Here is a 25,986-nt window from a genome sequence, read left to right on the forward strand (position 1 = left end):
CGAACCGAACCGAACCGAACCGAACCGAACCGAACCGAACCGAAATTATACACGAAGAAGAAAATAATTACATTAAAAACAAGATAATACAACTAAAATCCCTCTTCCCCGAAGTCTTCTGCGAAGCGCAAATCGACTGGGAGAAGCTCAAACTCGTCCTCGGGGCGGACAATCTTGCCGATGCGGGCGAACGCTATCAGCTCAACTGGGCGGGCAAAACCGCCGCCTACCGCACGCTGCAAAGTCCCACTTCCCGCACCCTGATTCCCTGCAAGGAAGAATCGGTGGATTTTGATGACACGCAAAACCTGTTTATCGAAGCTGAAAACCTCGAAGCCTTGAAAATCCTGCAAAAGGCCTATGCCGGCAGCGTGAAGATGATTTACATCGACCCGCCCTACAACACCGGCAATGATTCCTTCATCTATCCCGACAAATTCTCCGAAACCCGCGAAGAATACGCCCGCCGCGTGGGCGACACCGACGACGCGGGCTACCTGAAACGCGACGGTGTATTTCAAGGCGCGTTCCGCAAAAACAGCAAAGATAACGGGCATTACCACAGCAACTGGCTTTCCATGATGCTGCCGCGCCTGCATTTGGCAAAAACCCTGCTGCGCGAAGACGGCGTAATCTTTATCTCGATAGATGACAACGAACAGGCGCAGTTGAAACTGCTGTGTGATGAAGTGTTTGGGGCGGAGAATTTTGTCGGACAGTTCCCTTGGCGCAAACGCACGGCAAAATCTGACGTGCCGTTCGGTGTTTCCGCTGATTATGAATACCTGCTTGTTTATGCTCGCAGTGATGCCTTTGTTGCTAGTATCGATGCGGAAGAACGCAGATATTTTGAAACTGATGATTTCCCGAATCGTCCGTGGCGGATGCATGATTTGACAAAACAGACGAGTGCCGCAGAACGCCCAAACAGTTTTTTCACTATGATCAATCCAAGAAACGGGAAAGAATATCCGGCAAATCCATTAAGGACATGGGCGATTACGGAAGAAACATTTCAAGAGTATTACGATGCGGGGAAAATCGTTTTTCCCGATGATTATGACTTTCTCAAAATCAAAAATCCTGTTATGCGTTATTTCAAAGATGACGATATGGGGAAAGCCGGGGAACGTTTCGGGCGCAAGGCAGTCAGCACAAGGCTGCCTGAAAATGTCGGTATGTCGCTGAACGGTACAAAAGAAATTACCGAATTATTTGAAGGCAAGTTGTTTGATTTTCCCAAACCGTCTTCCCTGATCAAATATTTGCTGCAAATCCTCCATGTTTCAGACGGCATTATCCTAGACTTCTTCTCCGGCAGCGGCACCACCGCTCACGCCGTGATGCAGCTGAATGCCGAAGACGGCGGCAGCCGCCGTTTTATCTGTGTCCAGCTCCCCGAAGAAACCGATGAGAAATCCGAAGCGCGCAAGGCAGGTTTCGCCAACATTGCCGAAATCGCCAAGGAGCGTATACGCCGCGCCGGGAAGCAAATTGCCGTAGAGTGGGCTTCAGCCCACCAATCCGATGATATGGACAAATATTCGGAAAATACGGATAAGCGGTGGGCTGAAGCCCATTCTGCGGATACGGGTTTCAAGGTTTTCAAACTTGCCGAAAGCGGTTTCAGGCAATGGCGGCAGCCCGAATACACTGATGCCGAAAGCCTGCAACGCGAATTGTCGCTGAATATCGATGTCGTCCTGCCCGATACGCCTTCCGAAAATCTGCTGTACGAATTGATGCTGCGCCTGGGCTTGAAATTGACCTGCAAGGTTTCGTTTGCAGACGATGTTTATTATGTGGAAGACGAGGATACAGGCAGGCTGTGCTTGTTTCTATTGGAACGCGTAAATCAAGAATTGATAGATGCCGTGCTGGCGAAAAATCCCGCCAAAGTGGTGGCGTTGGACCGTCTCTTTGACGGCGACGATGCCTTGAAAAGCAACACCGTGTTGCAAATGAAGGATGCGGGCGTGGTGTTCGAGTGCGTGTAGGGAGAAAATCATGGAACTGAAATTTGAAGAACTGCCCTACCAGCTTGATGCGGTAAACGCAGCCGTCAATCTCTTCGCCGGACAGCCGAACCCTGACGAGGCATTCCGCCTGTCGGGTGGGGAAGCGGGGCGTTTTGTCGGCAATGTGCTGGATCTGGACGAGGAAATGGTCGGCCGCAATCTGAATACCGTGCAGCGGCAAAACGGGCAGCCTGAAACAGACATCGGCACGCACGGGCTCAATTTTTCGCTGGAAATGGAAACAGGCACGGGCAAAACCTATGTCTATCTGCGCACAATTTACGAATTGAACCGCCGCTACGGTTGGAAAAAGTTTGTGATTGTCGTGCCGAGTGTGGCGATACGCGAAGGGGTATTGCAGGCTTTGCGCAGCACAAAAACGCATTTCAATGAGATCTTCAATAAACCCATTGCCCGTCATGCGGAATACAAAAGTGAGCGACTGTCGGATTTGCGCGCTTTTGCCGTGAATAATCATATCGAGATTCTGGTCCTCAATATCCAGTCGTTTGAAAAGGAATTGAATGTGATCAACCAGGTCAGCGAAAGCGGCGACGCGCCGATTAAATTTATCCAAGAGACGCGCCCGATAGTCGTTATTGACGAGCCGCAGAATATGGAAACAGCAGGCCGTCTGAACGCCTTGGCATCGCTCAACCCGCTCTTTACCCTGCGCTATTCGGCCACACATAAAAAACCGTATCACAAGGTGTACAGCTTGAATCCGGTGCAAGCCTACAACTTAAAGCTGGTGAAGCAGATTGAAGTGTTATCGGTATTGACGGAAAACGATGTGAATGGCGCGTTCGTGGAATTGCTGGAAGTGAAACAGGTGGCAAAAGGCAGCCTGAAAGCCGATATAAATATCCATTTCCGCGACAAGAAAGAAACCAAAAAGAAGAAAATATCTGTCAAAAAGAATGACGATGTGTTTGCCAAATCCGGCGGCAATGAAGCCTACCGGCACGGTTTTATTATTGACGGCATGGATTTCGACAATCAGGCACTGGCATTTTCCAGTGGCAAAATTATCACGCGTGGCAGCGATGATGCCGTACACGACGAAATCATGAAAAGCCAAATCCGCGCAACGGTGAAAGAACATTTGGCGAAGGAGAAACGTCTGAATCCGCAGGGTATCAAGGTATTGTCGCTATTCTTCATCGATCATGTGGAAAACTACCGTGCGGAAGACGGTATGGCAGGCAAATTCGCCCGATGGTTTGCGGAAATCTACTGCGAAGAAACCAGGGGCAAAAGTCCTGACGGCGTGCATAACGGCTATTTTGCGCAAGACAAGAAAGGCCGTTTGAAGAATACTGACGGCACGACGCAAGCGGACAATGACACCTATCACCTGATTATGCGCGACAAGGAAACCCTGCTTTCCTTCGCCAGCCCGCTGCGCTTTATCTTTTCCCATTCCGCGCTGAAAGAGGGCTGGGACAATCCCAATGTCTTTCAAATCTGCACGCTCAATGAAACCCGCTCGCCGCTGAAAAAGCGGCAGGAAATCGGGCGTGGTTTGCGCCTGGCGGTGAATCAGGAAGGCAGCCGCGTGTATGACGAGAAAATCAACATCCTGACCGTGATCCCGAATGAAAGCTACGAATCGTTTGCCGCCAAGCTGCAAAAGGAATATGAAGACGAGTGCGGCGTGAAATTTGCTGCTGCCAATATTAAAGACGGCAACAAGAAAAAGACACAGCGTTTCCGCAAAAATTTCCCGCTGGATCCGGAATTTCAGGCGGTTTGGGACAAAATCAAATACCAAACGCGCTACCGCGTGCAATTCGATACGGCGGAATTGATTAAGCAGGCAGCGGCAGCGGTCATGAATCTGCCTGCTATACAGCCGCCGAAAATCCGCTATCACAAGGCATCGCTTGCCATGGGAGCGGTCGAATACAATGCGCGGGATGAGACGCCGCTATACAACCTGACCCTCAAAGAAAGTTTCAGCGGCAGTAGCAATATGACATTTGTCTGGGACATTCCCGATATATTGGCCGAGATGCAAAGGGAAACGGGGCTGACGCGGCGCACCTTGTTTGCCATCCTAACCCAGTCGGGGCGTTTGCCTGATGCCGTCGCCAATCCGCAGCGCTTTATCGATTCGGCCGCCGCAGCGGTAAACCGCAGCCTGCAAAAACTGATGGTGCAGGGCATCAAATATGAACGAACCGACACGGTGTATGCGCAATCCTTGCTGACCGAGATGGAAAGAAACGGGATCGAGTTTTATGCCAATGAACACACATTTACCGTCAGCAATCCGCAAAAAACCATTTGCGAGAACTATATTCCGCTGGATTCACATACGGAGAAACGGTTTGCGGCAGATTGCGAGAATTATGACGCCGGAAAAGAAGGCGGCGTTATTTTTTATTGCAAATTGCCGCGCTGGTTCAAAATTCCCACCCCGCTGGGCAACTATAATCCGGATTGGGCTGTCGTGATGCGGCAAAAGGGAAAGGCCTGTTTTATTGCCGAGACCAAGAATACCGGCAAGGGTGACGGCATTGATATGGATGAATTGCGCGACGATGAGCGGATGAAGATTCGTTGTGCGCAGGCTTTCTTTCATTCCCTGGATGGCATCGCATATAAGGTGGTTGGCAAGGTGGAGGAATTGAATGGTCAGTAGCGCAGTCCAGGCATGGGAAGGGGGTTCGCCAAACGGCGTAAATACTGGGTCCACCAAGCGGCGCAAATGCTGGCTTCTCGCAGATGAAGGCATGTTTGCGGCGGGCTGAAGCCCCCCTACGGTTTGGGTCGTATCAGGCGTTGAGATAGCGTTCGCGGGCGGCAGTCCAGCGGTCGAGCAGGGTTTGGCACCAGTCCGGATGGTGGGTGCGGAAAGCGCGGGTGAGGCGTTCGGTTTCGCCGAGCAAATCGGCGTCCAGCGGCAGTTTGGCGACGCGGAACATGGCTTCGCCGGTCTGTCGTGTGCCGAGCAGTTCGCCCGCGCCGCGTATGGCAAGGTCTTCTTCGGCGATGCGGAAGCCGTCGGTGGTTTCGCGCATGATGCGCAGGCGGCGTTGTGCGGTGTCGCCGAGCGGTGGCTGGTACATGAGCAGGCAGTAGGATTGTTCGCTGCCGCGTCCGACCCGGCCGCGCAGTTGGTGCAGTTGGGCGAGGCCGAAGCGTTCGGCATTTTCGATGATCATCAGGGTGGCATTTGCCACGTCCACGCCGACTTCGATGACGGTAGTGGCAACCAGCAGTTGGGCTTCGCCCGCGACGAAGGCCGCCATCGCCGCCTGGCGTTCGTCGTTCGCCATTTTGCCGTGGATGAGGGCGATGCGGATGTCGGGCAGCAGGGTTTGCAGTTGTTCTGCGGTCGCGGCGGCGTTTTCGCATTCGAGGGCGTCGGATTCTTCGATGAGCGGGCAGACCCAGTAGGCTTGCCGCCCGTTGCGACAGTTGGCACCGACGCGGGCGATGACGGTGTCGCGTTTGTGGTTCGCGACGACGTTGGTCTGGATGGGGCGGCGGCCGGCGGGCAGGGTATCGATGATGGACAGGTCGAGTTCGCCGTAGAGGCTCATGGCGAGGGTGCGCGGGATGGGGGTGGCGGTGAGGACGAGCTGATGCGCGGCGTAGTCGGCGGTTTTTTCTTGCAGTTGCAGGCGCTGGTGCACGCCGAAGCGGTGTTGTTCGTCGATGACGACGAGGGCGAGGCGGGCGTAGGCGACGTGTTCCTGAAAGACGGCGTGGGTGCCGATGATGAGTTGGGCGCTGCCGTCGGCGATAGCGGCGAGGGCGGCGCGTTTTTCGGCACCCGCCATTTTGCTGGTGAGCGTGGTGAGGGTGACGGGGAGTCCGGCGAGCAGGCGGCGGATGTTGGCGGCGTGTTGTTCGGCGAGCAGTTCGGTCGGCACCATCAAGACGGCCTGGCTGCCGGCGGCGATGGCTTGCAGGCAGGCGGCGAGGGCGACGATGGTTTTGCCGGAGCCGACGTCGCCCTGCACGAGGCGCATCATCGGTGTCGCTTGCGCGAGATCGGCAGCGATTTCGGCGCAGACGCGTTCTTGTGCGCGGGTGAGGGTGTAGGGCAAGGCGGCGCGGAAGTCGCGCAGGAGCGGGGCGTCGGCGGGCAGGGCGAGGGCGCGCTGGTTGCGCACACGGGCGCGGGCGTTCTGGATGGCGAGTTGGTGTGCGCAGAGTTCTTCGAGGATGAGGCGGCGGCGCGCGGGGTGGCTGCGGTCGAGCAGGGCGTCCGGGCTGCTGTGCTCCGGCGGGCGGTGCAGGGCGGTGAGCGCAGCGGGCAGCGGGAGGTAGCCGGCGGCGGTGAGCGGGTCGGCTTCAGGCAGGGTGGGCAGGACGAGGTCGAGCGCTTTTTTGATGACGCCCTGCCAGCGCGCCTGGCCGAGGCCTTTGACGGTGGGATAGACGGGGTAGAGGTGTTCGGCGAGTTGCGGGATTTGTCCGGCTTCGAGCCAGGTAATTTCCGGATGGTGGATCTGGTAGCCGCGCGGCGTCCAGCAGGCTTTGCCGTAGTAGAGGCCGCGCCGCCCGGGGACAAAGGCTTTTTGCTGGCTGGGGTAGTAGTTGAAGTAGAGCAGTTTGCACATGTCGCCCGCTTCGTCGCGTACGGTGACGGTGAGGATGCGCCGCTGGCGCTGGATAAGGTCGGCGTGGACGATTTCGCCGCAGATTTGTACGGTGGCGCCGTCGCGCAGGGCGGCAATGGGGGTGAGGTGCGAGCGGTCTTCGTAGCGCAACGGCAGGTGCAGGATGAGTTCGCGCAGGGTGGTGATGCCGGCGCGGGCGAAGAGTTCGGCGGTTTTTTCGCTGATGTTGAGCGCGGCGGGCAGGGTGAGGGCGAGGTCGGTCATGATGGTTGGCGCAGGGCGGTGCGGACGCGCATGAGGATGAAGCCGAGCAGGTTCTGCCCGCGCCATTGTTGCGGGTTTGCCAGCTGCGGGTCATCCGCCGCCAGGCCGATGCCCCAGATGACATCCACCGGGCTGGCTTCGACGAGGATGTTGTCACCGGTTGCGAGCAGCCAGCTTTTGAGCGCGGGATTTTGGCTGAATTTGCCGAGATTGCCGTCATAGACGATGCCCTCGCGCGCCGCCTGCCAGCGGGCGTCGTCGAAATTACGGATGCGCCGCCCCAGGGTTTTTACCGCCCGTGGCGAGGTGGCGGCGAGGATTTGCGCCTGGATGGCGTCATCGCCGAAGAGGCGGGCTTTCTGCGCCATCATGTAGTGTTCGGCGGTCGGGTAATGCACGCCGTCGAGGGTGAAGGCGGCGGGATACCACTGGCTGAGGACGGCTTTGTCGATGTGGCCTTTGCGCTTGGGCGTGTGGCCCCAGAAGGGCAGGTAGTGCAGGGGTTCGCGGCGCGCCTGGGCGGCGAAGAGGTCGGCGAGGGTGTGGATGGGCATGGGTGATGGCGTGGATGAAAGGGGACGTTATTGTGGCATGTTTGCGCTTGTCGCTTATGCGGCTTTCCTCCGTACACGACAAAAAGCTGCCAAGCGGCGTAAAACTTGGGCCCGTTAAGCGGACTGCTGGGCGAGGTTCTTTGTGCAGGAAGATGGTTTTCCATGAAGTCGGCAGGTGCGATGAGGCTAGGTGTGTTTGCGCCGCCAGTTGTAGTGGGCAAGGGTGGCGATGCCGTGCAGGATGAACAGTGCCAGCAGGAGGGCACCGGGCAGGACATCATTTGCATAGGCTCTGATTCCGCCGATGAGGTTGAGTATGGCGACATAGGCAAATATGTAGAGGCAGGCGAGCGTAAGGAAACGGATGAGCGCGGCCAGGCTGCGGTGGATACTTTCCGGTCTGGGCGGGTTTCTGCCGGTGATGAAACCCGCACCGATGAGACTGAGCAGCACGGCGACTGCTCCCGGCATGTCTTTGCAGAGGGTGTTGTAGCCGATGGCACCGATGCCGAGCACCATGAAGATGGTGGCGGCGGTAGCGAGGTGTTTGGCCGTCTTCCGGTTGGGCGCTGGCGGGACGTGGCTGTAGATGAGGACGAGGGCGAGGAGGGGGGTGGCGATGAGGCTGAGGGCGGTCAGCAACGGGGTTTTGATGATGAAGGCGTGTTCGTCACCGCTCAGATTGCCGACGATATAGGCAGCGGCGATGAGGACGGCAATGGCGCCGTGGTCAAGCATGGCGCGGCGCAGGTTGACTGCCTCAGGCGGGAGGCGGCACCAGGCGTGGCCGTAGAGGATGAGGCTAAGGATGGCGGTGAGGGCCTGGGCGAGGGTTTGCGCGGGCAGTGGCCGCCAGGCGGGTGGAATCAGGCTGTAAATAAGGCCGAGGATGTAGAGGACAGAGGCGAGATGCAACGGCAGATCGTCTTGCGGGCGCGGCGGCCGCCAGCCGGCGGTGATGGCGTATTTTGTGCGCCACAGGATGTGCGCGCTGCGCAGGAGCAGCCAGGTGATGAGGATGGCGGCCAGCGGCAGGCCGTACTCCGGTGATGTTGCGGGCGCTGCCGGGCAGGTGATGCAGCGGTAAGCGGCGTAGGGGTTGGGGCGCGGTCCTGTGTAGGCGACGTAGGCGGGCAGCAGGAAGCAGATGGCAATATCAATGAACCACCCGTAGCGCAGACCGGCAAATGGCAGGTGGTAACGCATGAGTTCGCGCAGGCGCGGCCAGGCGGCGAAGTAGTGCTCGTCGGCGACGTCGCCGGTATCGTCGTACAGGCGATGCCAGTCCTGCCAGACGGGGCCGGGGTCGCAGACAAGGAGGCGGCGGCGCAATGCCCACCAGCGGCGCAGGGCGCTGTATCGGAGCCAAGCGGCAAGGGCGGGGTAGTGCGCAGCGAGGATGCTGTCGCGCAGTGCCGGATCGCCGTCTGCGGCGATGAGGTCGGCGAGCAGGCGGCGGCTGTCGGGGTCTTGCAGGCCGTAGTGCTGCTGCATCCAGAGGCGGCTGTGCGGATAGTCGCCGTCATCAAGGCAGGCGGTTAGCGCACCGGTGTAGTCAAGGCGGAAGTCGATGTTGTCGAGCGCGGGATGGGTGGCTTGCGCTTGCAGGAGGACGAGCAGCGCGGCGTCGTCCAAACCCTGCCATGCCTGTTGCAGTTGCCGCAGCAGGAGGGTGGCGTTGAGGGGCGTCAGGGCGGGGCGGGCGCTGCTGTCCTGATAGTCGTGTGCGGCGGGTTCGGCAAGCGGGAAGGGCTGCTCCGTGGCGGTGGGCGGTGTGTCGCGGTAGCCATGCGCGGCGGGTTCGGTCAGGGTGAAGGTGAAACCGTCAGGCGTGGCGGTCGCGGGCGGGTTGGCATGGGTGTAAGCGGGTGCGGCAGGCGGGTAGGGCTGTGCGGCGGCAGGCGCAGGCGGGTTGTTGGGGGCGGTATCGTGGCCGTCGGGGGCGGCGGACGGACGGCGTGGGCCGTCGCTGCGGTGTTCGTAATGCGGGCGCAGACGCAACGCTTCTTCGTAGGCGGCGCGGATGCGGCGGAAGCCCGCTGGGTCGCGGTCTGGGCGGTGTACGCGGACAAGCGCCGCGTAGGCGGTTTTAATGGCGGCTTCGTCGCCGGTCGGTGCGATGCCGAGGATGTGCCAGCAGTTCATGGGGGAAATGGGTGGTGATCAGGGGCGTCATCTTATCCCATCCTGCCGCTGCCGCCGACGGCAACCGGCATGGCGGCGGTTTTTCGCGTCACCGCCGCCCTTCCTTCAACAGTCCGGCGCGGCGAATGCCGCCTGCCATTGCCACGGCAGGGCGAGGATGACGAGGTTGGCGAAGGTGGCGATAAAGAATGTCCAGACCGGCAGGAGGCCGCCGCAGAGGGCGAGGGCGTAGCCGCTGTTCGCGGCGAGGACGCACCAGGCAAAGGGGCGGACGCGCAGCGGCGGGTAGGGCGCGGCGGCGGGCGGCACGCTGCCGTCGAGGATGGCGCGGATGGTGGCGCAGAGGTCGTCGCTTGGCGCATCGTTTTTGCCGAGGCATTCGGTGATGATGATGCGCCGGTGCCGGTGGCGGTCGGTGAGGCCGATATGCTGCGTGTAGTTTTTGTAGGAGGACAGGAAGGGCGACGGGTCGCGTTCACAGTCGCTCAGTGTCTGCCACGGCAGATGGGTATTCAGCGGCCCGGTGTAGAGCAGGTACAGGTTCGGCAGGAGGCAGCGGCGCAGCGCCAGATGCAGGCCGTGACTGTCGGCACGGGCGGGCGGTTCCCGGCGGCGGCAGAAGTTGTGGCGGAGGTTATGCCCGACGGCGGTGGCGGCCATCGCTGTGATGCACCACAGCGGGATGTAGAAGACGATATCGCCCGCTGTGGCGGCATTGAGGTGTTTACCCGCCGCTATTGCCATTTTCAGCAAGAGCAGCAGGGGCAGGAGTAGCCAGAAGTGGTTGAGGTTGCCGCGCTGCACAAGGTCGGGGTGTTTGTACCAGACGCGTTGCCAATCGGCAGGCAGGGCGGCGACGGGTACGGGTGTTTCGCCGTCAATGTAGCGTTGCGCGAAGTGGGCGAGAGCATGGGTTTCCGATCTGAGACCCTCCATGCGCAGTTTGCGCGGTGCGGTGTCGCGCGGGAGGATATGCAGGATGGCGTGGTCGCGGCTGAGGAATGTCTCAAGCCATGTCGCGCCACAACTGGCGGTGACTTGTTGCAGTGCGTCCCAGCGCCATTGGTGGCTGATGGTGCCGTAGTAGCCGTACAAGGTCAGCCCCTGCGGGTCGCAGACGGCCAGCGGCGGTTGACGGAGAATGTCGTAAACGGCATGGCGGCAGTAGAGGAGGGACAGCAGGACGATGACGACGAATAGGGTCGTCGTGTCCCGGTTCATCTGTTCGCCCATGAGCGACAGCGTGAACCACAGCAAAAACAGGAGGAAGAGGTACAGGGTGATGCGGCCGCTGTAATCCGCCCGCCGCACCCGCCAGACAAGGGTCTGCGGATGGGCGAGGTCGGGGGTGAAGTGGGGCATGGACGGCTCCGGAGTGGTTCATTGGTGCGGATTGTGCCGAGACGGGACGGCAGCGGCAAGGGCGTGGTGCTGAGTTCGCCAAGCGGCGTGATTGCCGGGGTTTGGGGAATGGGTTTTGTCGCTGCACGCTTTTTTACTGCCCTCTCCCCAAATCCCTTTTTCGCTGCGCGAACTGTTCCGGTCCCACAGGGTGAGGGGGTTCGGCTCTACTGCGCCACCGTCGGCGGGTTCATCAACGGGTAGCTGTCCACCACGCCGCCGGGGTGGATAGCGGGGAATTGTTGTTGGGCATATTTGAGCAGTTGTGCCGCCGGGCTGTTGATGAGGACTTTGGCGTTCGGCGCGCGCCACAGTACCTGGTCGAGGATGTTGTTCGGGCGGTAGGGCATGTCGGCGATGCCGTCGCCGTTGAGGTCGAAGGCGCTGTTGTCGCTCCAGTAGTTGCCGCGTCCTTGGTGCGACCATTCGATGAGGCGGGTGCCAACGTATTTGACCTGGGTCTGGTTGTTGTTGAAGGCGTTGTCGTGGACGCGGCTGTCCGATGAGCCGGCGGTGGAATGGATGCCGATGGTGCAGTCGTTGAAGCTGTTGTTGTGGAAGCCGTTCTGGTTGGCGTTGTAGAGGGTTACGCAGGATTTGGCCTGTTCGATGCGGTTGCCGCTGATTTCCGACTGGTTGACGGCGTTGAGCATGAGGCCGTGTTCGCGGCTGTTTTTGCTTTGGTTGTCGCGCACGGTGATGCGGTTGGAGAACATGATGACGTAGGCGGATTCGAGGTCGGAGAGGTGGTTGTTCTTCACTTCGCTGTCTTCGGTGTACATGTAATGGATGCCGAAGCGGATGCCGCTGACGGTGTTGTCTTCAAAGAGGTTGTATTTGCTGTTGGTGACGTAGATGCCGTCGCGCCCGCCGCTGATGGTGTTGTTGCGGATGATGGTGTGCAGGCTTTTCCAGAGCTGGATGCCGTTGCCCCGGTCATTGACACGACCTGTCGCCTGACCAGTGATGGTGTTGTGCTCGACGATGCCTTTTTCCGGCCCCCAGATGTAGATGCCGAAGAGGTTGTCTTTGGCGTGGTTGTGGTGGATGTGGATGTGGTGTGCACTCCTGTCCGCAAAGATGCCTGAATCCATGTCGAAGAGGTTGTTGCCGGAATGGGTGACGGTGAGGTGCTCAATGGTGCTGTCCGGCGCTTTGATGTGCAGCACTTTTCCTTTGCCGCCGCCGTCGAGGATGGTTTCGCCCGTCGTGCTGCCGCTCAGGGTGACGGGAATATTGACGGTGAAGTTGCCGCGATAGGTGGCGGGCGCAAGGATGAGGTGATCACCCGCCTGGGCGCTATCCAGGTAGTGTTGCAGGTCGGCATCGGCGGGGACTTCGATGTCGGCGGCGCGGGCGGCGAAGGGCAGGGCAAGGAAGAGGGGGATGAGCGGGGTTTTCATGGTTCTGCGTGTTGTTGTGGTGATGGGTGGCGGTTCGGCGATAGTTATAAAAAAACTCACGACGGCGAGCCGTCGTGAGTTGGTGCGGGTCGCGCCGAATCAGGCTTTGGCTTTGACCAGCATACGGCCACTCATTTCCATGTGCAGGGCGTGGCAGAACCATTGGCAGTAGTACCAGTGGACGCCGGGGCGGTCTGCTTTGAAGGTCACGGAGGCGGTTGCCTGCGGGCTGATTTCCATCGCGATGCCGTAGCCTTCGAGGGTGAAGCCGTGGGTGAGGTCTTCGATCATTTCTTTGTTGGTGACGTAAACGGTGACTTCGTCGCCTTCGTTGACCTCAAATTTGGAGAGGCCGTAGGCGGGTGCGGTCGCGGTCATGTACACGCGGACTTTGTCGCCGTCGCGGATGACAGTGTTGGCAGTGTCGAGGTCAACGCCGTCTTTTTTCGCCTGTTCGCGCGCTTCTTTCCAGAAGTCGTCATCACGATTCCAGATGCTGAGCGGGTTCACTTTGTTGCGGGCGACGATGATCATGTCGTGCGGTTCGGCGAAGCTCGGGCCGTCGTGAACGAGGCGCATATGGTCGCCGGAGATGCTGATGAGCTGGTCGTTTTCCGGTTTGAGCGGACCGACATTCAGGAAGCGGTCTTTGGAGAATTTGTTGAGCGAGACGAGCCATTGACCGTCGGCTTCTTTGGTCTCGCCCATCGAAGTATGGTTATGTCCCGGCTGGTAGTGAACGTCGATTTTTTCGATAACCGGCTCAACTTTTTCACCCTGGTAGGCCTGACGCGCTTTTTCGATGTTCCATTTGACCATCTGGCTGTCAATGAAGAGCGTGGTGTAGGCGTTGCCTTTGCCGTCAAACGCGGTGTGCAGCGGCCCCAAACCGAGTTCTGGCTGGGCGACCACGAGATCTTTGGCTTCGATTTTGTCGTCGAAGAAGTCATCCAGTTTGCGTACGTCAATGACGGATACGGTCGGCGAGAGTTTGCCGTTCAGGACAATGTGGATGCCGTCCGGTGCGGCGTTGCAGCCGTGCGGCGAGTTCGGCACCGGGATGTAGCGGGTGTATTTGGAGCCGTGGGTGCCGTCAAGCACGGGGACACCGTTGATTTCCTTGAAGTCGCCGTTTTTCACGCCTTCTTCGATGCGCTTGATGTTGAAGACGACAACCCAGTCGGTTTCGCTCGATGACATTTCGCCGACATCCAGACCTTTTTCGGAGTTGTAGCAGGTGGAAAAGGCGTATTTACCCTGGTAGTCGGCATCAAGGTTGTCGAGGTTGCCGTCCACGCGCACTTGCCATTTGACATCCATGGTTTCGCCGTCCACGGCGGTAAACGCGGTCCAGTAGTCCTGTTTCGGGTTTTCGGTGTCGAGGATAGTCTTGCCGTCGTTCGGCCAGGGGATGATGTGTTCGCCGTTGGCGAAGACGTAGCCGGTTTTCGGGAAGCGTTGCGGGCGCAAGCCGTGAATGGCGGAGACGTTCGGGATTTCAACCATTGCGTCGCATTTCATTACGTCGCAGCGAATGCGGGCGACACGGGTGTTGGCCTTGTCGTTGGCGTAGAGGTAGCGGCCATCATAGGTGCCGTCGGTGAAAGACATGTGCGGGTGGTGCAGGTCACCGTTCATATAGATGCCGCCTTTGTCTTCGAGGAATTTTTTGGTTTCCGGCAGCATTTTTTCGCGCATGACACGGCGGCTTTCGTTGGTGCGGCCCCAACCGGTGGCACCGTCGTAGTTGAAGACGGGGATACGCATCAGTTCGCGCATGGACGGCATGCCGAGGATGCGGATTTCGCCGGACTGGCCGCCGGAGTTGAAGACGTAGTACTGGTCAAGGTCACCCGGTGCGACGTGGTCGCTCGCTTCGGCCGCGCCTTCGGCACCGGCGGTTTGCGAGGTGGCCAGGAGTCCTGCACCTCCGGCGACGGCTGCGCCACCGGCAGCGGCGACACCGCCGAGGAAGCCACGGCGTTTGATGCCGTTTTTTTGTTCTTCTGACATGGTTTTCTCCTGTTGTTTGTAGGACGGGAATTACGCCTTTTCCGGTGTGACTTTGGTGACACCGGCTCGGGCGGCGCGGATTTCTTCGTTGCGCGTTTCGCGTGCTTTCTGTTTTTTCGCTTTTTCGATGGCGAGCAGCAAGTGCATGCAGCGGCTTTTGTCATGATACAGCACTTGGCAGTTCAAGCACTGGATACATTCGTTCTCGTTGATGTTGCCTTCGGGGAAGATGGCTTCCACAGGGCAATCCTGCGCGCATTTTTGGCAGGGATTGCCGCATTCCGGGTAGCGCTTCAGCCAGTTAAAAAGACGCAGTTTGGCGGGAATGGCCAGCGCCGCGCCCATCGGACAGAGGTAGCGGCAGTAGAAACGCTCGATGAAGAGACCAATCAGCAGCAGGGTCAGGGCGAAGGCGACATACGGCCAGGCGCGCCCGAATTTGAGGATGATGGCGGTCTTGAACGGCTCAACTTCGGCCAGATGTTCGGCAAGCCCCATGTCGTAGAGCGAGAAGCCGAAGAGCAGCAGGAAGATGATGTATTTGATGGCCGTCATCCGCTCGTGCACCTTAAAGGGGAATTTGAACTGCGGCACATGCAGTTTTTTCGCGATATAGTTCGTGAGTTCCTGCAAGGCGCCGAAGGGGCAGAGCCAGCCGCAGAAAAAGCCGCGATTCCACATCAGCGAGCCGAAGGCAGTGGCGCACCAGAGGATGAAGATGACGGGATCCATCAGGAAGACGTTCCAGTTGAAGCCGTTGATGAGCGAGTTGGTGAAGGCCAGGACGTTCACCACCGACAACTGCCCGTTCACGGAAAGCTGCGCACCGAGGTAGCCGCCCAGCCAGAACAGGGTGAAGACGAGGTAGCAATTGCGGAACGCCTTGTAAGCGCGCGGGTATTGGGTAATCCAGTCCTGGAACATGAAGACGCAGACCAGCACGAAAATGGCGATGCCCAGCACGACAATCTGGACGGTCTTGTCGCGCCACGCCTGCCGCGCGATTTTCGCCTGCACGCTCAATTCACCGTCATCATGGACGGCAGCCACACCACCTGCCGCATCTGCCGGAGCGGCGGTTTGCGCGGCTGCGGGCGGCGGCTCGACGTAATCCGGGTTGGGGATTTGCTTGGTGTAGGCGGCAGGCAGGTTGTAATCCATATCGAAGGTGATGAACGCCTTGTCGCGCGCGCCGGTGGCGCGTTGTACCAAAAGTTCCAACTGCCACGGGCGGGCAACGTCCAGCGTTTGCTCGGTCGGCACGGTAAAGAGCGCGATTTCCGGGAAATGCGGCGCGCCGGTGGCCATGATGTCGCCGATGCGGCGGTGGTTGCGGTCGCGGAAGTGGAAGCCGTTGCCGTCCTGCTTCAATTTCAGGCGGTCGAAAATCCCGCCGCGCACGTAGCCCGACCCCTTGAACGAATACAACCCCTTGCCGGCGACGAGAATCGCCTGCTGCCCCGGCTGCAACTGCTTCGTCATCTGTTCATACAGTGAATCGCCGAGCAGGCTGCGCCCGATGGACGGCACCGTGACCGGCGCATAAAACATCTCGATAAACTCGTCGTCCGGATTGCTGCTTTCCGCGCGCTCCGCCGCTTCGGGATGCTTCGCCTTGATGAAGCCTTCATTGACCTCGCCGACGTGCAACTGGAAGGAACGCACCGCGCCGCTGCCGGTCAGCTCCGGCCAGCTGCTCTTCTCCTGCTTGTCCATATCGACCACCGTCAGCTCCTTCGGCTGCGCGGGGGCGGCTTCCTCCGCGCCGCCGCCCTGCATCGCCTTCGCGGCGGCAATCGCCGAGCGGGCGATGGTCTCGTTGATGACCATCACCGTCACCGTCGCGCCGCTGATGACATCGGGCGCGTCCTGATTCATGCCGTCACGCGGATAATTGCGCCCGGTGTAGGCATCGATATAGGCGTTGACCTTCTCGATGGGGATGCCGATGAGCACAATCGGCTCCGAGTGCTTGACCAGCTTGGCTTTGGTGATGGTGAAATCCTTGTCCACGCCGATCATGATGTGGATCGGCTTGCCGGAATAACCGCCGGACGGCACATAATCCGAGTTCAGGAACACATAGCCCAGCACCTCCTCGCCTTTCAGCACCGGCACCAGCGGCGGATGCTCCTGAATCTGGCCGTAGCCGGTCGCTTCCGGGAAAAACTCGGTCGCCGGCACCTTCGCGGTGAATTCCTGCAACGAACCGTCGCTATGGAACAGCGCCGCGCGCAGCTCCTTCGCCGTCGGCATCGGCGCGGCGGTAGCCGTTTCTGCAAAAAATAAAGCGGCAATGGCCAGCACGACCATTACCGCGAAACGCCGTATCGGATGATTACCGGCGATAGCTGACTGTCTCATGATTTTCCCCAAGATAATTATTGCTTTTGTTGTGTACGTATCGTAGCAGAGTGCATCCACAAATGGCTTGACGATTATCAACAGAAAAACCACAGCGAAACACACGCACCGCATGGTGCTGTTGCCGTCGCGCCGCCACTGCGCGTACACTTTGCACGCTTAAACGCAAGCCCTTCTCATTTATCCACACAGGTAATCCCCCATGAAACGACGCCTTCTCCTCGCCGCCCTTGCGGTCTTTTCTTTCAGCGCCCACGCCGTTACCGTCAAAGACGAGCACGGCGAGCTGACCCTCGACAAAACGCCCACCCGCATCGTCGCCCTGGAATATTCCTTCGTTGACGCGCTGGCCAATGTCGGCGTGTCGCCGGTCGGGGTCGCCGATGACGGCAAAGCCGAACGCATCATCAAAGAAGTGCGCGATTTGGTGCAGCCGTGGACATCCGTCGGCACCCGCGCCCAGCCGAATATGGAAACCATCGCCTCGCTCAAGCCTGATCTCATCATCGCCGACAAGGACCGCCACGCCGCCGCTTACGACGAGATGAGCAAAATTGCCCCCGTCCTCCTGCTCAATTCCCGCTACGGCAGTTTTAACGACATCCTCGCCCAGGCGCAGACCATTGCCGATGTGGTCGGCAAGCACAACGAGATGAAGGCCAGGCTCGACACGCTCAACAAGGAATTCGACGACATCAAGACGCATATTCCCGCCGGGCAGTCTGCCGTCGTCGGCGGTTCGCGCGAAAACACCTTCGACCTCTTCTCCAAAGACTACTTCGCCGGCGGCGTTGTCGCCCGCCTCGGCTTCAAGCTGCCCGATGCCGTCGATGGCAAGGCCTTCTACGAAATCAGCCTGGAACAGTTCCTCGCGCAAAATCCCGACTGGCTGTTCGTCGCCCATTACCGCGAGGAATCGGTCGTACGCAAATGGGAAAAGGAAGCGCTGTGGTCGGCGCTCAAAGTCGCCGGCGAACCCGGTCACAACGTCAGCGTCGCCATCGAATTGTGGGGGCGTTCGCGCGGGCTGATCGCCGCCAGGCTGATGGCCGAGCAGGTTCGCGACGCCGTCGCCGCCGCCGCGAAAAAATAATCCGCCGCCATGAAGCTGATTCCCGCATGGCTCAAATGGACGCTGCCGGTCTTCGTGCTGGCAGCGGTCTGCTATATCGCGACCTGGGCCTACGCCCCCGCCAACCTGCCCATCACCCCCGCCGATACCAACCACCTCATCCTCAACCCGCACGCGGCGAAGCCCAGTCTGGCGCAAATGATCATTCTCGAAAGCCGCCTGCCACGCATCCTCACCGCCGTGCTCTGCGGTGCCGTCCTTGCCGTCAGCGGCCTGCTGCTGCAAACGATGACGCGCAACCCGCTGGCCTCGCCCTCGCTGTTGTCCATCAACGCCGGTGCCAGCCTCGGCATCATCCTGACCGGCGTTTTCCTCACCGGCGGCGATTACAGCCTCACCGTTACCGCCGCCACCATCAACCACACCGCTTACGCCCTCGCCATCAGCCTCATCCTCTTCGGCGTCTATATCCGCTACGCCGCGCAAAACACCCTGCTGACCCTCGCCTGCATCCTCGGCGGCTTCGCCCTCATTATCTGGCAGCACCGCCACCCCGCCGGCGGCTATCTCTCTGCCCAGGCCGTCGAACACTTCCTGCGCGGCACCCGCCTCTCCGCCGCTGCCGCCATCGGCGGGGCGCTGTCGTGGTGCCTTGTCATGTACATCAGCTACAAGGACGGCCGCCTGCAACAGAACCGCCTCATCCTCGCCGGGATTGCCGTCAGCGCCTTCTGCATCGCCCTCGGCCGCGCCTCGCTGCTGCTCGACGAAACCCAGGCCAGCGGCGTGATGCGCTGGCTGGCGGGCAGCCTCTCCAACCTCACCTGGGCGCGCGTCCATCAATACTGGCCGTGGGTCGCCATCCCCATCCTGCCGCTCCTGTGGCTCATCCCCAAGCTCAACATCCTGCGCCTCTCCGATGATGCCGCGCAGACCCTCGGCCTTTCCGTGCGCCAACTGCGTCTGGCCATCAACCTCATCGTCCTCGTCTGGATCGGCGCCAGCGTCGCCATCACCGGCCCCATCGCCTTCATCGGCCTGCTCGTCCCGCACGCCGCGCAACACTGGATCGGCTACGACCTGCGCGCCGCCCTGCCGATGAGCGCCCTGCTCGGCGCGCTGCTGCTCACCGGGGCCGACCTGCTCGCCACCGCCCTGTCGCAACAGGGACAACTGCCCGCCGGGGCCGTCCTCGCCATCATCGGTGCGCCCTGCTTCGTCCTGCTCGCCAAACGCCGGAGCGACCAATGAACCACCCCCGCCGCACCCTCATCATCCTCGCCGTCCTCGTCATTCTTGCCTTCTACGCTGCCCTCACCTTCGGCACCAACATCCAGAGCCCGGCGCAAATCTGGCAGGGCATCCGCGAACACAACTACGAAATCTGGGAAAACCGCCTGCCGCGCGCCATCCTCGCCATCTACATCGGCGCGGCGCTGGCACTCTCCGGCACCATCATCCAGGGCATCATCCACAACCCGCTCGCCTCGCCGGACATCCTCGGTATCAACCACGGTGCCGGCCTCACCGCCATCCTCACCCTCACCATCATGAGCGGCATCCCGCTGTGGGCGTTGCCCGTCGCCGCCTGCGCGGGTGCCGTCGCCGCCTTCCTCATCCTGCTCGCCATCACCCGCCGCCACACCGGGCCGTTGCAAATGGCACTCATCGGCGTCGCCCTCTCCGCCCTCTACGCCGCCCTCAGCGACTACCTGCTGCTCACCTGGCCGCAGAACATCAACCTCGCACTCATCTGGCTCACCGGCAGCCTCTGGAACCGCAGCTGGAACTTCGTCGCCGTCGCCGTGCCGCTGCTCACCGTCCTGCTGCCGCTCGCCTTCCTCGCCAACAAAACCTTCGATCTGCTCACCCTCGGCGATCCCAAAGCCGCCACCCTCGGCGTGAACATCCGCCGCCAGCGCATTCTGCTGCTGGCGCTGGCCGTCGTCCTTGCCGCCGTCGCCGTCGCCACCGCCGGGCCCATCACCTTCCTCGGCCTCGTCGCCCCGCATCTGGCGCGGCGCCTCGTCGGCGGCCGCCATATCGTCCTCCTGCCCGCCGCCATCCTCACCGGCGCCCTCATCCTGCAAATCAGCGACATCGCCGTACGCAGCATCAAACCGCCGCTGGAACTGCCCGCCGGCATCTTCACCGCCCTCATCGGTGCGCCCTACTTCTTCTACCTGCTCAGACGGAAACTCTAATGGCATTACACATCGCAAACCTGCATAACGGCTACGGCGGCCAAACCGTCCTGCACGACCTCACCACCACCATCCCCGAAGGCAAAATCACCGCCCTCATCGGCCCGAACGGCTGCTGCAAAAGCACCCTGCTGAAAACCATCGCCCGCCTGCTGCCGCCGCAAAGCGGCGACATCAGCCTCGACGGCGAATCCATCTACCGCATCGCCCCGAAAAACTACGCGCGCCGCCTCTCGCTCCTGCCGCAGCACCACATGGTGCCGGAAGGCATCAGCGTGCGCACCCTCATCAGCTACGGCAGAAGCCCCTACCTCAACCTCTGGGGCAAACTCGGCAAAGCCGACCACGCCGTTATCGAACGCGTCATGGCGGCGACCCACACCGGCGACCTTGCCGACAAACGCGTGGACGAACTCTCCGGCGGCCAGCAGCAGCGCGCCTTCCTCGCCATGACCCTCGCCCAGGAAACCCCCTACCTGCTGCTCGACGAACCCACCACCTACCTCGACCTCAACCACCAGATCGCGCTGATGGACATCATGCGCGCGCAGCAGCAAAAAGGCGTAACCGTCATCACCGTCCTGCACGACCTCAACCAGGCGGCGCGCTACTGCGACCACCTCATCGTCATGAAAAAAGGCCGCCTCATCGCCGAAGGCGACCCGCAGGACGTCCTCACCCCGGCACTGCTCGCCGACGTTTTCGCCGTTGACGCCGCGCCCTACACCTGCCCGGTCAGCGGCAAGCCGATGTGCATCGTCAAAAAAAGCCTCGCGGAAGAACAGCTCGCCTGATACCGGGACTGCCGCAGGACGGGCTTCAGCCCGTCAAAAAAACGCCGGGCCCGGCATTTGCGCCGTCTGGCGGCATTCAGGCGAGGTGTGCCGTGTCGTTGATGCGCTCGACGTGGAAATGGCCGGCGTGGTCAGTGTCATCCGCCCGGTAGCGGACGATGTTGATCGCGGTGTTGTGCAGGGTCTCGCTGCGCCCCGCTTCGCGGTGGTTCTGCCAGGTCGCGCCCTGCATCAGCGCCAGCAGGAGGCGCAGGGTGTGGCCGTGCGAGACGATGAGCAGGTTGCCGCTGTCATGCACGCGCACGATGTCGTCGATGGCGGCCATCGCGCGCGTGGCGAGTTGCGCCCAGGTTTCGCCGCCGTTCGTGGCGGCGCGGTATGAAGCCGGGGCGCCCACGAGTTGCTGGAATTCCGCTGTGGCGCGGATGTCGTCCACTTTTTGCCCTTCCCAGTTGCCGAAGTGCTGTTCGTTCAGCCCGGTGTGCTGGAAGAGCGGCACGTGGGCGGCGCGTTCGTGCAGGATGTGGCGGGCGGTGGCGATGGTGCGCGGCAGGCAGCTGCTGTAAGCGGCGGCAAATGGCACTCCGCGCAGGGCGCGTCCGGTGCGTTGCGCGTCGTGGACGCCTTGCGCGGTGAGCGGCGAGTCGCCCCAGCCCTGCATCAGGCCTTGCAGGTTCCATTCGGTCTGGCCGTGGCGGATGAGGTAGAGGGTGAGGGTTTTCATCTTTCAGTTTCCCTTGCCGATGAAGAGCGAGAGGATGCCGGCGGCGATGAGCGGGCCGACCGGCACGCCTTTGAGGAAGGCGACGCCGATGACGGTGCCGATGATGAGTCCCGGCACGACGCCGGGTTGCGCCAGCATCAGGGTCACGCCGCGCCCGCTCAGCCAGGCGACGAGGACGCCGACGGCGATGGCGGCCAGCACTTTCCAGTTGGCGAAATCCGCCGCGCTCAGGGTGAGTTTGCCGCTGGCGAGCGGGCTCAGGACGCCGATGGTGAGCAGGATGATACCGAGGCTGAGGCCGTTTTTTTCAATCCACGGCAGGTAGCGGGTGAGCGGGGTTTGCTGGATGAGGAGCAGCGCGGTTGAGGCGATGATAACCGGGGCGTTGTGGCTGATGACGCCGAGGGCGGCGAAGACGAGGAGGATGAGGGCGGTGGGGTCGATGTTGAGCGGCATGGCGGTTATTTCGGGGTATGCAGGGTCATGAGCAGCGCGTCGCAGCGGCTGCCGTCGGGGTTGGGGTAGTAGGCTTTGCGCCGCCCGCTGACGCGGTAGCCGAGGCGGCGGTAGAGTGCCTGCGCGCCGTGGTTGTCGGCACGCACTTCGAGATAGGCGGCAGCAGGCGTGAGGGCGGCCAGCGCCGCCCGGTGCAGGGCGGTGGCGAGACCCTGCCGCCGTGCGGCAGGGGCGACGGCGAGCGCGAGCAGTTCCATTTCGTCAAGCACGGCACGGCAGGCGATGAAGGCGAGCGGTGTGCCGTCCGCTGCTGCCAGCCAGACGCGGTCGCCGTCATCGGGGCGGCAGACATGCGCCGCTTCGGCGATGATTTGCAGGGCGGGCAGGTCGGCGGCGGCAGCCGGACGGATGGCGGGCACGTTTCAGTCCTGGTATTCGTTGTGGAAGGCGAAGTGTTCGGGGATGTGCGAGTGCACGAAGTAGAAGCTGTGGTCGTAGCGTTTGCGGCGGTTGATGAGGATTTCCCCGCTTTTGATGCGTGCTTTGACGCCTTCTTCAAAGGCTTCAAGGTTGATTTTGTTGCCGAGGTGGTCGTCGTCGGTGCCCTGGTCTATCCACAGCGGCAGCGGCGCGGCGTCGGGATGGGCGAGGTACCATTGCAGCGGGTCGAATTCGGCGGGGAGGTTGTAGCGGGCGAGGTGTTCGTCGTACCACGGCGTGCCGTAGAAGCCGAGCCACGGTGCCAGCGCCGAGATGCTGCGGTAGTGGTCGGGATTCTGGTGGGCGAGGTGGATGGCCAGCGTACCGCCAAAGCCGTAGCCCATGATGCCGCGCCCGCCGCTGGTGTTGAGGTGGGCGCGCAGGAGGGCGGGCAGTTCGTTGATGAGGTAGTCGTCCAGCGCTTCGCGTTCGCGGGCGTACTGGCCGGTGCGGGCGTCGTCGTCGCCTTGATAGACGTTGAAGAGGTCGGGGATGACGAGGATGGTGTCGTAGCGGTTGGCGTAGCGCTGGTAGTCGCTCTGGCTGGCGACGAGGCGGGCGCTGGTTTGCAGGCCCGGCAGGTAATAGTTGGTGTGGCAGGGCCGCTCTTTGAGCAGCATGGCGACGGGGACGTACACCGCGAGTTCGAGCGGGCGGCGCAGGGTGTCGGCGTAGTGGCGGTAGATGCGTTGTTCGCCTTTGAAGCTGGTGTGGGATTCGAGCAGTTCGAGCGGGTTCATGGGGCCTCCGGTGTTTGCGGGGTGGGTTTGGTCAGGCGGGGTGGTTACCGGGCGCGTGGCAAGTGTTTGTGATAGATGGGGAAGCTGCCAAGCGGGGTAAATGCCGGTTTTGTGGAATGGGTTTTGTCGCTGCGCGGCTTGTTTGCTGCCCCCTCCCAACCCCTCCGCCGGGTACCCACAAAAACGCTCGCGTTTTTGCGGGGTGCGGCCACGGGGGAGGGCTTTATTCTTCCCGCAAGCGGGGAAGGGAGGACGTGCCAAGCGGCGTAATTGCCGGGTTTTGTCGCTGCACGGCAGGTTGTTGCCTTTCGCTGACGTTCTTCGCAGGACTGCCTTCCGTCCGCCATTCGGGTTGTGTTGTGGCGGGCTGCAGCCCGTCCTGCGGCAGGTTGTTTGGGATTTTGGGGTTAGCTGATTTTCATCCCCGCCTTGACGCCGTCGCCGGGGTTCAGCAGGTGCAATTCGTCGCCGCTGGTCGCGGAGAGGATCATGCCTGTCGAAACGCCAAAGCGCATTTTGCGCGGGGCAAGGTTCGCCACATACACGACCATGCGGCCGATGAGCTCTTCCGGCTGGTAATACGCCTTGATGCCGGAGAAGACTTCGCGTTCGCCGAGTTCGCCGACGTCGAGCTTGAAGCGCAGCAGTTTGTCCGAGCCGTTGATGTGACTGCATTCGAGGACGCGGGCGATGCGCAGGTCGGGTTTGGCGAAGTCGTCGATGCTGATCCAGTTTTCTTCCACCGTTTTTCCTCCTTTGCCGATGCCGGCTTCTTCTTTGAGGTCTTCTTTGCTGTCGTTGATGACGGCGGCGATGGTTTTTTCTTCGATGCGCTGCATGAGCGGCTGATAGGGACGGATGGTATGGCCGAGCAGCGGGCGTTGCGCGTCGTCCCAGGCGAGCGGGGCGATGTCGAGGAAGGTTTCGCTTGCTTCCGCCAGTTGCGGCAGCACGGGTTTGAGATAGGTGATGAGTTGGCGGAAGGCGTTCAGGCCGATGGTGGCGATGGTTTGCACGGCGGCGCGGCCCGCGTCGTCTTTGGCCTTGACCCAGGGTTTTTCGGCGTCGATGTATTCGTTCGCGGCATCGGCCAGTTTCATGATGTCGCGCATCGCCTGGCTGTATTCGCGCCGCTCGTAGGCGTCGGCGATGTCGTCCGCTTTGGCGGCGATGCCGTCGAGGAGGGCGGTGTCGGGCAGCGCGTCGGCGAGGCGGTTGGCGAAGTGTTTGTCGAGGAAGGACGCGCAGCGGCTGGCGAGGTTGACGAGTTTGCCGACGAGGTCGCTGTTGTTTTTCTGGCGGAAGTCGTCGAGGTTGAGGTCGAGGTCTTCGACGCGCGCGCTCAGTTTGGCGGCGTAGTAGTAGCGCAGGTTCTCCGGCGGCAGGTGTTTCAGGTAGGTTTCGGCCTTGATGAAGGTGCCGCGCGATTTGCTCATTTTTTCGCCGTTCACAGTGAGGAAGCCGTGGCAGTATACGCCGCTCGGCTTGCGCAGCCCCGCGCCTTCGAGCATGGCCGGCCAGAAGAGCATATGGAAATAGGCGATGTCCTTGCCGATGAAGTGGTAGAGCTCGGTGTCGCTGCCGGCGCGGATGTAGGCGTCGTAGTCGATGCCTTTGGCGTCGCACAGGGCGCGGAAGGCGGCGAGATAGCCGACCGGCGCGTCCAGCCAGACGTAGAAGTATTTGCCGGGGGCGTTCGGGATTTCAAAGCCCCAGTAAGGCGCGTCGCGCGAGATGTCCCACGGTTGCAGCCCCGCCTCGAACCATTCGGCGAGTTTGTTGCGCATCGCATCTTGCAGATCGGCGGTTTGCAGCCAGTCGCGCAGGAAAGTGTCGAAGGCGGGCAGGTCGAAAAAGTAATGCTCGGAGTCGCGCAAGACGGGTGCCGCACCGGAGAGGACGGAATAGGGCTTGATGAGGTCGGTCGGCGCGTAAGTGGTGCCGCAGTTTTCGCAGTTGTCGCCGTACTGGTCTTTGGCGTGGCATTTTGGACATTCGCCTTTGACAAAGCGGTCGGGCAGGAAAAGGTTTTTCTCGGGGTCGAACAGCTGCGAGATGGTGCGGCGCAGGATGTAGCCGTTGTGGTCGAGCTTGTTATAAATGTCGGCGGTAATCGCGCGGTTTTCTTCGCTGTGGGTGCTGTGGTAGCAGTGATGATCGATGAGGAAACCGGCAAAATCGCGGCGGTGTTCGGCGCGGCTTTTGTCGATAAGCGCCTGCGGGCTGATACCTTCTTTCTCGGCGCGCAGCATGATGGGGGTGCCGTGGGCATCGTCGGCGCAGACATAGTGGCATTCGTGCCCGCGCAGGCGCTGGAAACGCACCCAGATGTCGGTCTGGATGTGTTCGACCATGTGGCCGAGATGGATGGCGCCGTTGGCATACGGCAGGGCGCTGGTTACGAGAATGCGGCGTTTGGGCTGCGTCATGGGTGCCTCTGTTCATATAAATGGAAAGGGCGGCATTTTAGCAAAACCACTCAACCCTTCTGCGCGGCCGGAGCACGACATACAGCGCAGCAAGAGCGTAACAACCCCGGCACAGCGCGGCAGCGGAGGTGTATATTTCACGAAAAACAACAGCAAGCGCACATGACGACACATTGAATCCCCGGAAAACCGGCATTCGATGCCGCGACAAGCTACCCGCCGATACCGCCCGCAAACCGCCGCCGCCCGCCCCTGCCTTGCTTTACCGCCCTGCCCGCCGCCCGCACGGCCGCTACAGCGAGCGCATCCCGCTCACCGACGAACAGCAGCAGGAAGTAAACCTGCGCG

Annotated in this window: 18 protein-coding genes; 6 read left to right on the forward strand and 12 right to left on the reverse strand. The window is 61.0% G+C overall.

What is annotated here, in order from left to right; translation table 11 throughout:
* Both Q0562_RS04215 and Q0562_RS04220 read left to right on the forward strand, forming a co-directional pair.
* Nucleotides 1-1,997, forward strand: a 1,997-nt coding sequence (locus Q0562_RS04215; RefSeq protein ID WP_298641590.1) for a site-specific DNA-methyltransferase, incomplete at its 5' end; no start/stop codon positions are given.
* A gap of 10 nt (nt 1,998-2,007) precedes the next feature.
* Nucleotides 2,008-4,665 carry a DEAD/DEAH box helicase family protein gene (locus Q0562_RS04220; protein WP_298641593.1) on the forward strand — a complete coding sequence of 886 codons (2,658 nt, stop codon included), beginning with the start codon at nt 2,008-2,010 and terminating at the stop codon, nt 4,663-4,665.
* A 133-nt stretch (nt 4,666-4,798) separates the two neighbouring features.
* Here the strand turns inward: Q0562_RS04220 and recG are convergent, their stop codons facing one another.
* The 7 genes from recG to Q0562_RS04255 form a co-directional block, all read right to left on the reverse strand.
* Nucleotides 4,799-6,859, reverse strand: a complete 2,061-nt coding sequence (gene recG / locus Q0562_RS04225) for an ATP-dependent DNA helicase RecG (RefSeq protein WP_298641595.1) — start codon at nt 6,857-6,859, stop codon at nt 4,799-4,801.
* Nucleotides 6,856-7,413 carry an NADAR family protein gene (locus Q0562_RS04230; protein ID WP_298641598.1) on the reverse strand — a complete coding sequence of 186 codons (558 nt, stop codon included), beginning with the start codon at nt 7,411-7,413 and terminating at the stop codon, nt 6,856-6,858. Before Q0562_RS04230 ends, recG begins: the two co-directional genes overlap by 4 nt.
* A gap of 186 nt (nt 7,414-7,599) precedes the next feature.
* Entirely contained in the window at nt 7,600-9,558 is a 1,959-nt protein-coding gene (locus tag Q0562_RS04235; protein WP_298641600.1) for a J domain-containing protein, read from the reverse strand.
* A 105-nt stretch (nt 9,559-9,663) separates the two neighbouring features.
* The gene (locus Q0562_RS04240; protein ID WP_298641603.1) at nt 9,664-10,920 is read right to left on the reverse strand and encodes a hypothetical protein; all 1,257 of its coding nucleotides are present in this window, start codon (nt 10,918-10,920) and stop codon (nt 9,664-9,666) included.
* 206 nt (nt 10,921-11,126) lie between these two features.
* Nucleotides 11,127-12,362: a nitrous oxide reductase family maturation protein NosD gene (locus tag Q0562_RS04245; protein WP_298641605.1), complete on the reverse strand. Its 1,236-nt coding sequence runs from the start codon at nt 12,360-12,362 to the stop codon at nt 11,127-11,129.
* Nucleotides 12,363-12,461: 99 nt separating this feature from the next.
* Nucleotides 12,462-14,375, reverse strand: coding sequence for a TAT-dependent nitrous-oxide reductase (gene nosZ / locus Q0562_RS04250; RefSeq protein ID WP_298641607.1), 1,914 nt, complete (start codon nt 14,373-14,375; stop codon nt 12,462-12,464).
* Between the two features lie 30 nt (nt 14,376-14,405).
* The gene (locus tag Q0562_RS04255) at nt 14,406-16,739 is read right to left on the reverse strand and encodes a NosR/NirI family protein (RefSeq protein WP_298641610.1); all 2,334 of its coding nucleotides are present in this window, start codon (nt 16,737-16,739) and stop codon (nt 14,406-14,408) included.
* A gap of 202 nt (nt 16,740-16,941) precedes the next feature.
* Here Q0562_RS04255 and Q0562_RS04260 point away from each other — a divergent pair, with 202 nt between their 5' ends.
* Genes Q0562_RS04260 through fecE form a run of 4 tightly spaced genes read left to right on the forward strand, consistent with a single transcriptional unit; the run spans nt 16,942 to nt 20,809 of the window.
* Nucleotides 16,942-17,832, forward strand: coding sequence for a Fe(3+) dicitrate ABC transporter substrate-binding protein (locus tag Q0562_RS04260; protein ID WP_298641612.1), 891 nt, complete (start codon nt 16,942-16,944; stop codon nt 17,830-17,832).
* 9 nt (nt 17,833-17,841) lie between these two features.
* Entirely contained in the window at nt 17,842-19,062 is a 1,221-nt protein-coding gene (locus Q0562_RS04265; protein ID WP_298641614.1) for an iron chelate uptake ABC transporter family permease subunit, read from the forward strand.
* On the forward strand, nt 19,059-20,015 hold the full coding sequence (locus Q0562_RS04270) for an iron chelate uptake ABC transporter family permease subunit (RefSeq protein ID WP_298641617.1): 957 nt from the start codon (nt 19,059-19,061) through the stop codon (nt 20,013-20,015). Before Q0562_RS04265 ends, Q0562_RS04270 begins: the two co-directional genes overlap by 4 nt.
* The gene (fecE, locus tag Q0562_RS04275; protein WP_298641619.1) at nt 20,015-20,809 is read left to right on the forward strand and encodes a Fe(3+) dicitrate ABC transporter ATP-binding protein FecE; all 795 of its coding nucleotides are present in this window, start codon (nt 20,015-20,017) and stop codon (nt 20,807-20,809) included. The genes Q0562_RS04270 and fecE overlap by 1 nt, the downstream gene beginning before the upstream one ends.
* A 76-nt stretch (nt 20,810-20,885) precedes the next feature.
* Here the strand turns inward: fecE and Q0562_RS04280 are convergent, their stop codons facing one another.
* The 5 genes from Q0562_RS04280 to metG all read right to left on the reverse strand — a co-directional run bounded on the left by Q0562_RS04280 (nt 20,886) and on the right by metG (nt 25,638).
* The gene (locus Q0562_RS04280; protein WP_298641621.1) at nt 20,886-21,533 is read right to left on the reverse strand and encodes a histidine phosphatase family protein; all 648 of its coding nucleotides are present in this window, start codon (nt 21,531-21,533) and stop codon (nt 20,886-20,888) included.
* Nucleotides 21,534-21,536: 3 nt separating this feature from the next.
* On the reverse strand, nt 21,537-21,989 hold the full coding sequence (locus Q0562_RS04285; protein WP_298641624.1) for a DUF441 domain-containing protein: 453 nt from the start codon (nt 21,987-21,989) through the stop codon (nt 21,537-21,539).
* 5 nt (nt 21,990-21,994) lie between these two features.
* Complete coding sequence (locus tag Q0562_RS04290) at nt 21,995-22,408, reverse strand: GNAT family N-acetyltransferase (RefSeq protein WP_298641627.1); 414 nt, start codon at nt 22,406-22,408, stop codon at nt 21,995-21,997.
* A gap of 3 nt (nt 22,409-22,411) precedes the next feature.
* On the reverse strand, nt 22,412-23,209 hold the full coding sequence (locus Q0562_RS04295; RefSeq protein ID WP_298641629.1) for an alpha/beta hydrolase-fold protein: 798 nt from the start codon (nt 23,207-23,209) through the stop codon (nt 22,412-22,414).
* A 407-nt stretch (nt 23,210-23,616) separates the two neighbouring features.
* Nucleotides 23,617-25,638 carry a methionine--tRNA ligase gene (gene metG / locus Q0562_RS04300; RefSeq protein ID WP_298641632.1) on the reverse strand — a complete coding sequence of 674 codons (2,022 nt, stop codon included), beginning with the start codon at nt 25,636-25,638 and terminating at the stop codon, nt 23,617-23,619.
* Nucleotides 25,639-25,986 lie beyond the last annotated feature (348 nt).

It is taken from the genome of uncultured Cardiobacterium sp., assembly GCF_938028825.1.
In the GTDB taxonomy this organism is placed as follows: domain Bacteria; phylum Pseudomonadota; class Gammaproteobacteria; order Cardiobacteriales; family Cardiobacteriaceae; genus Cardiobacterium.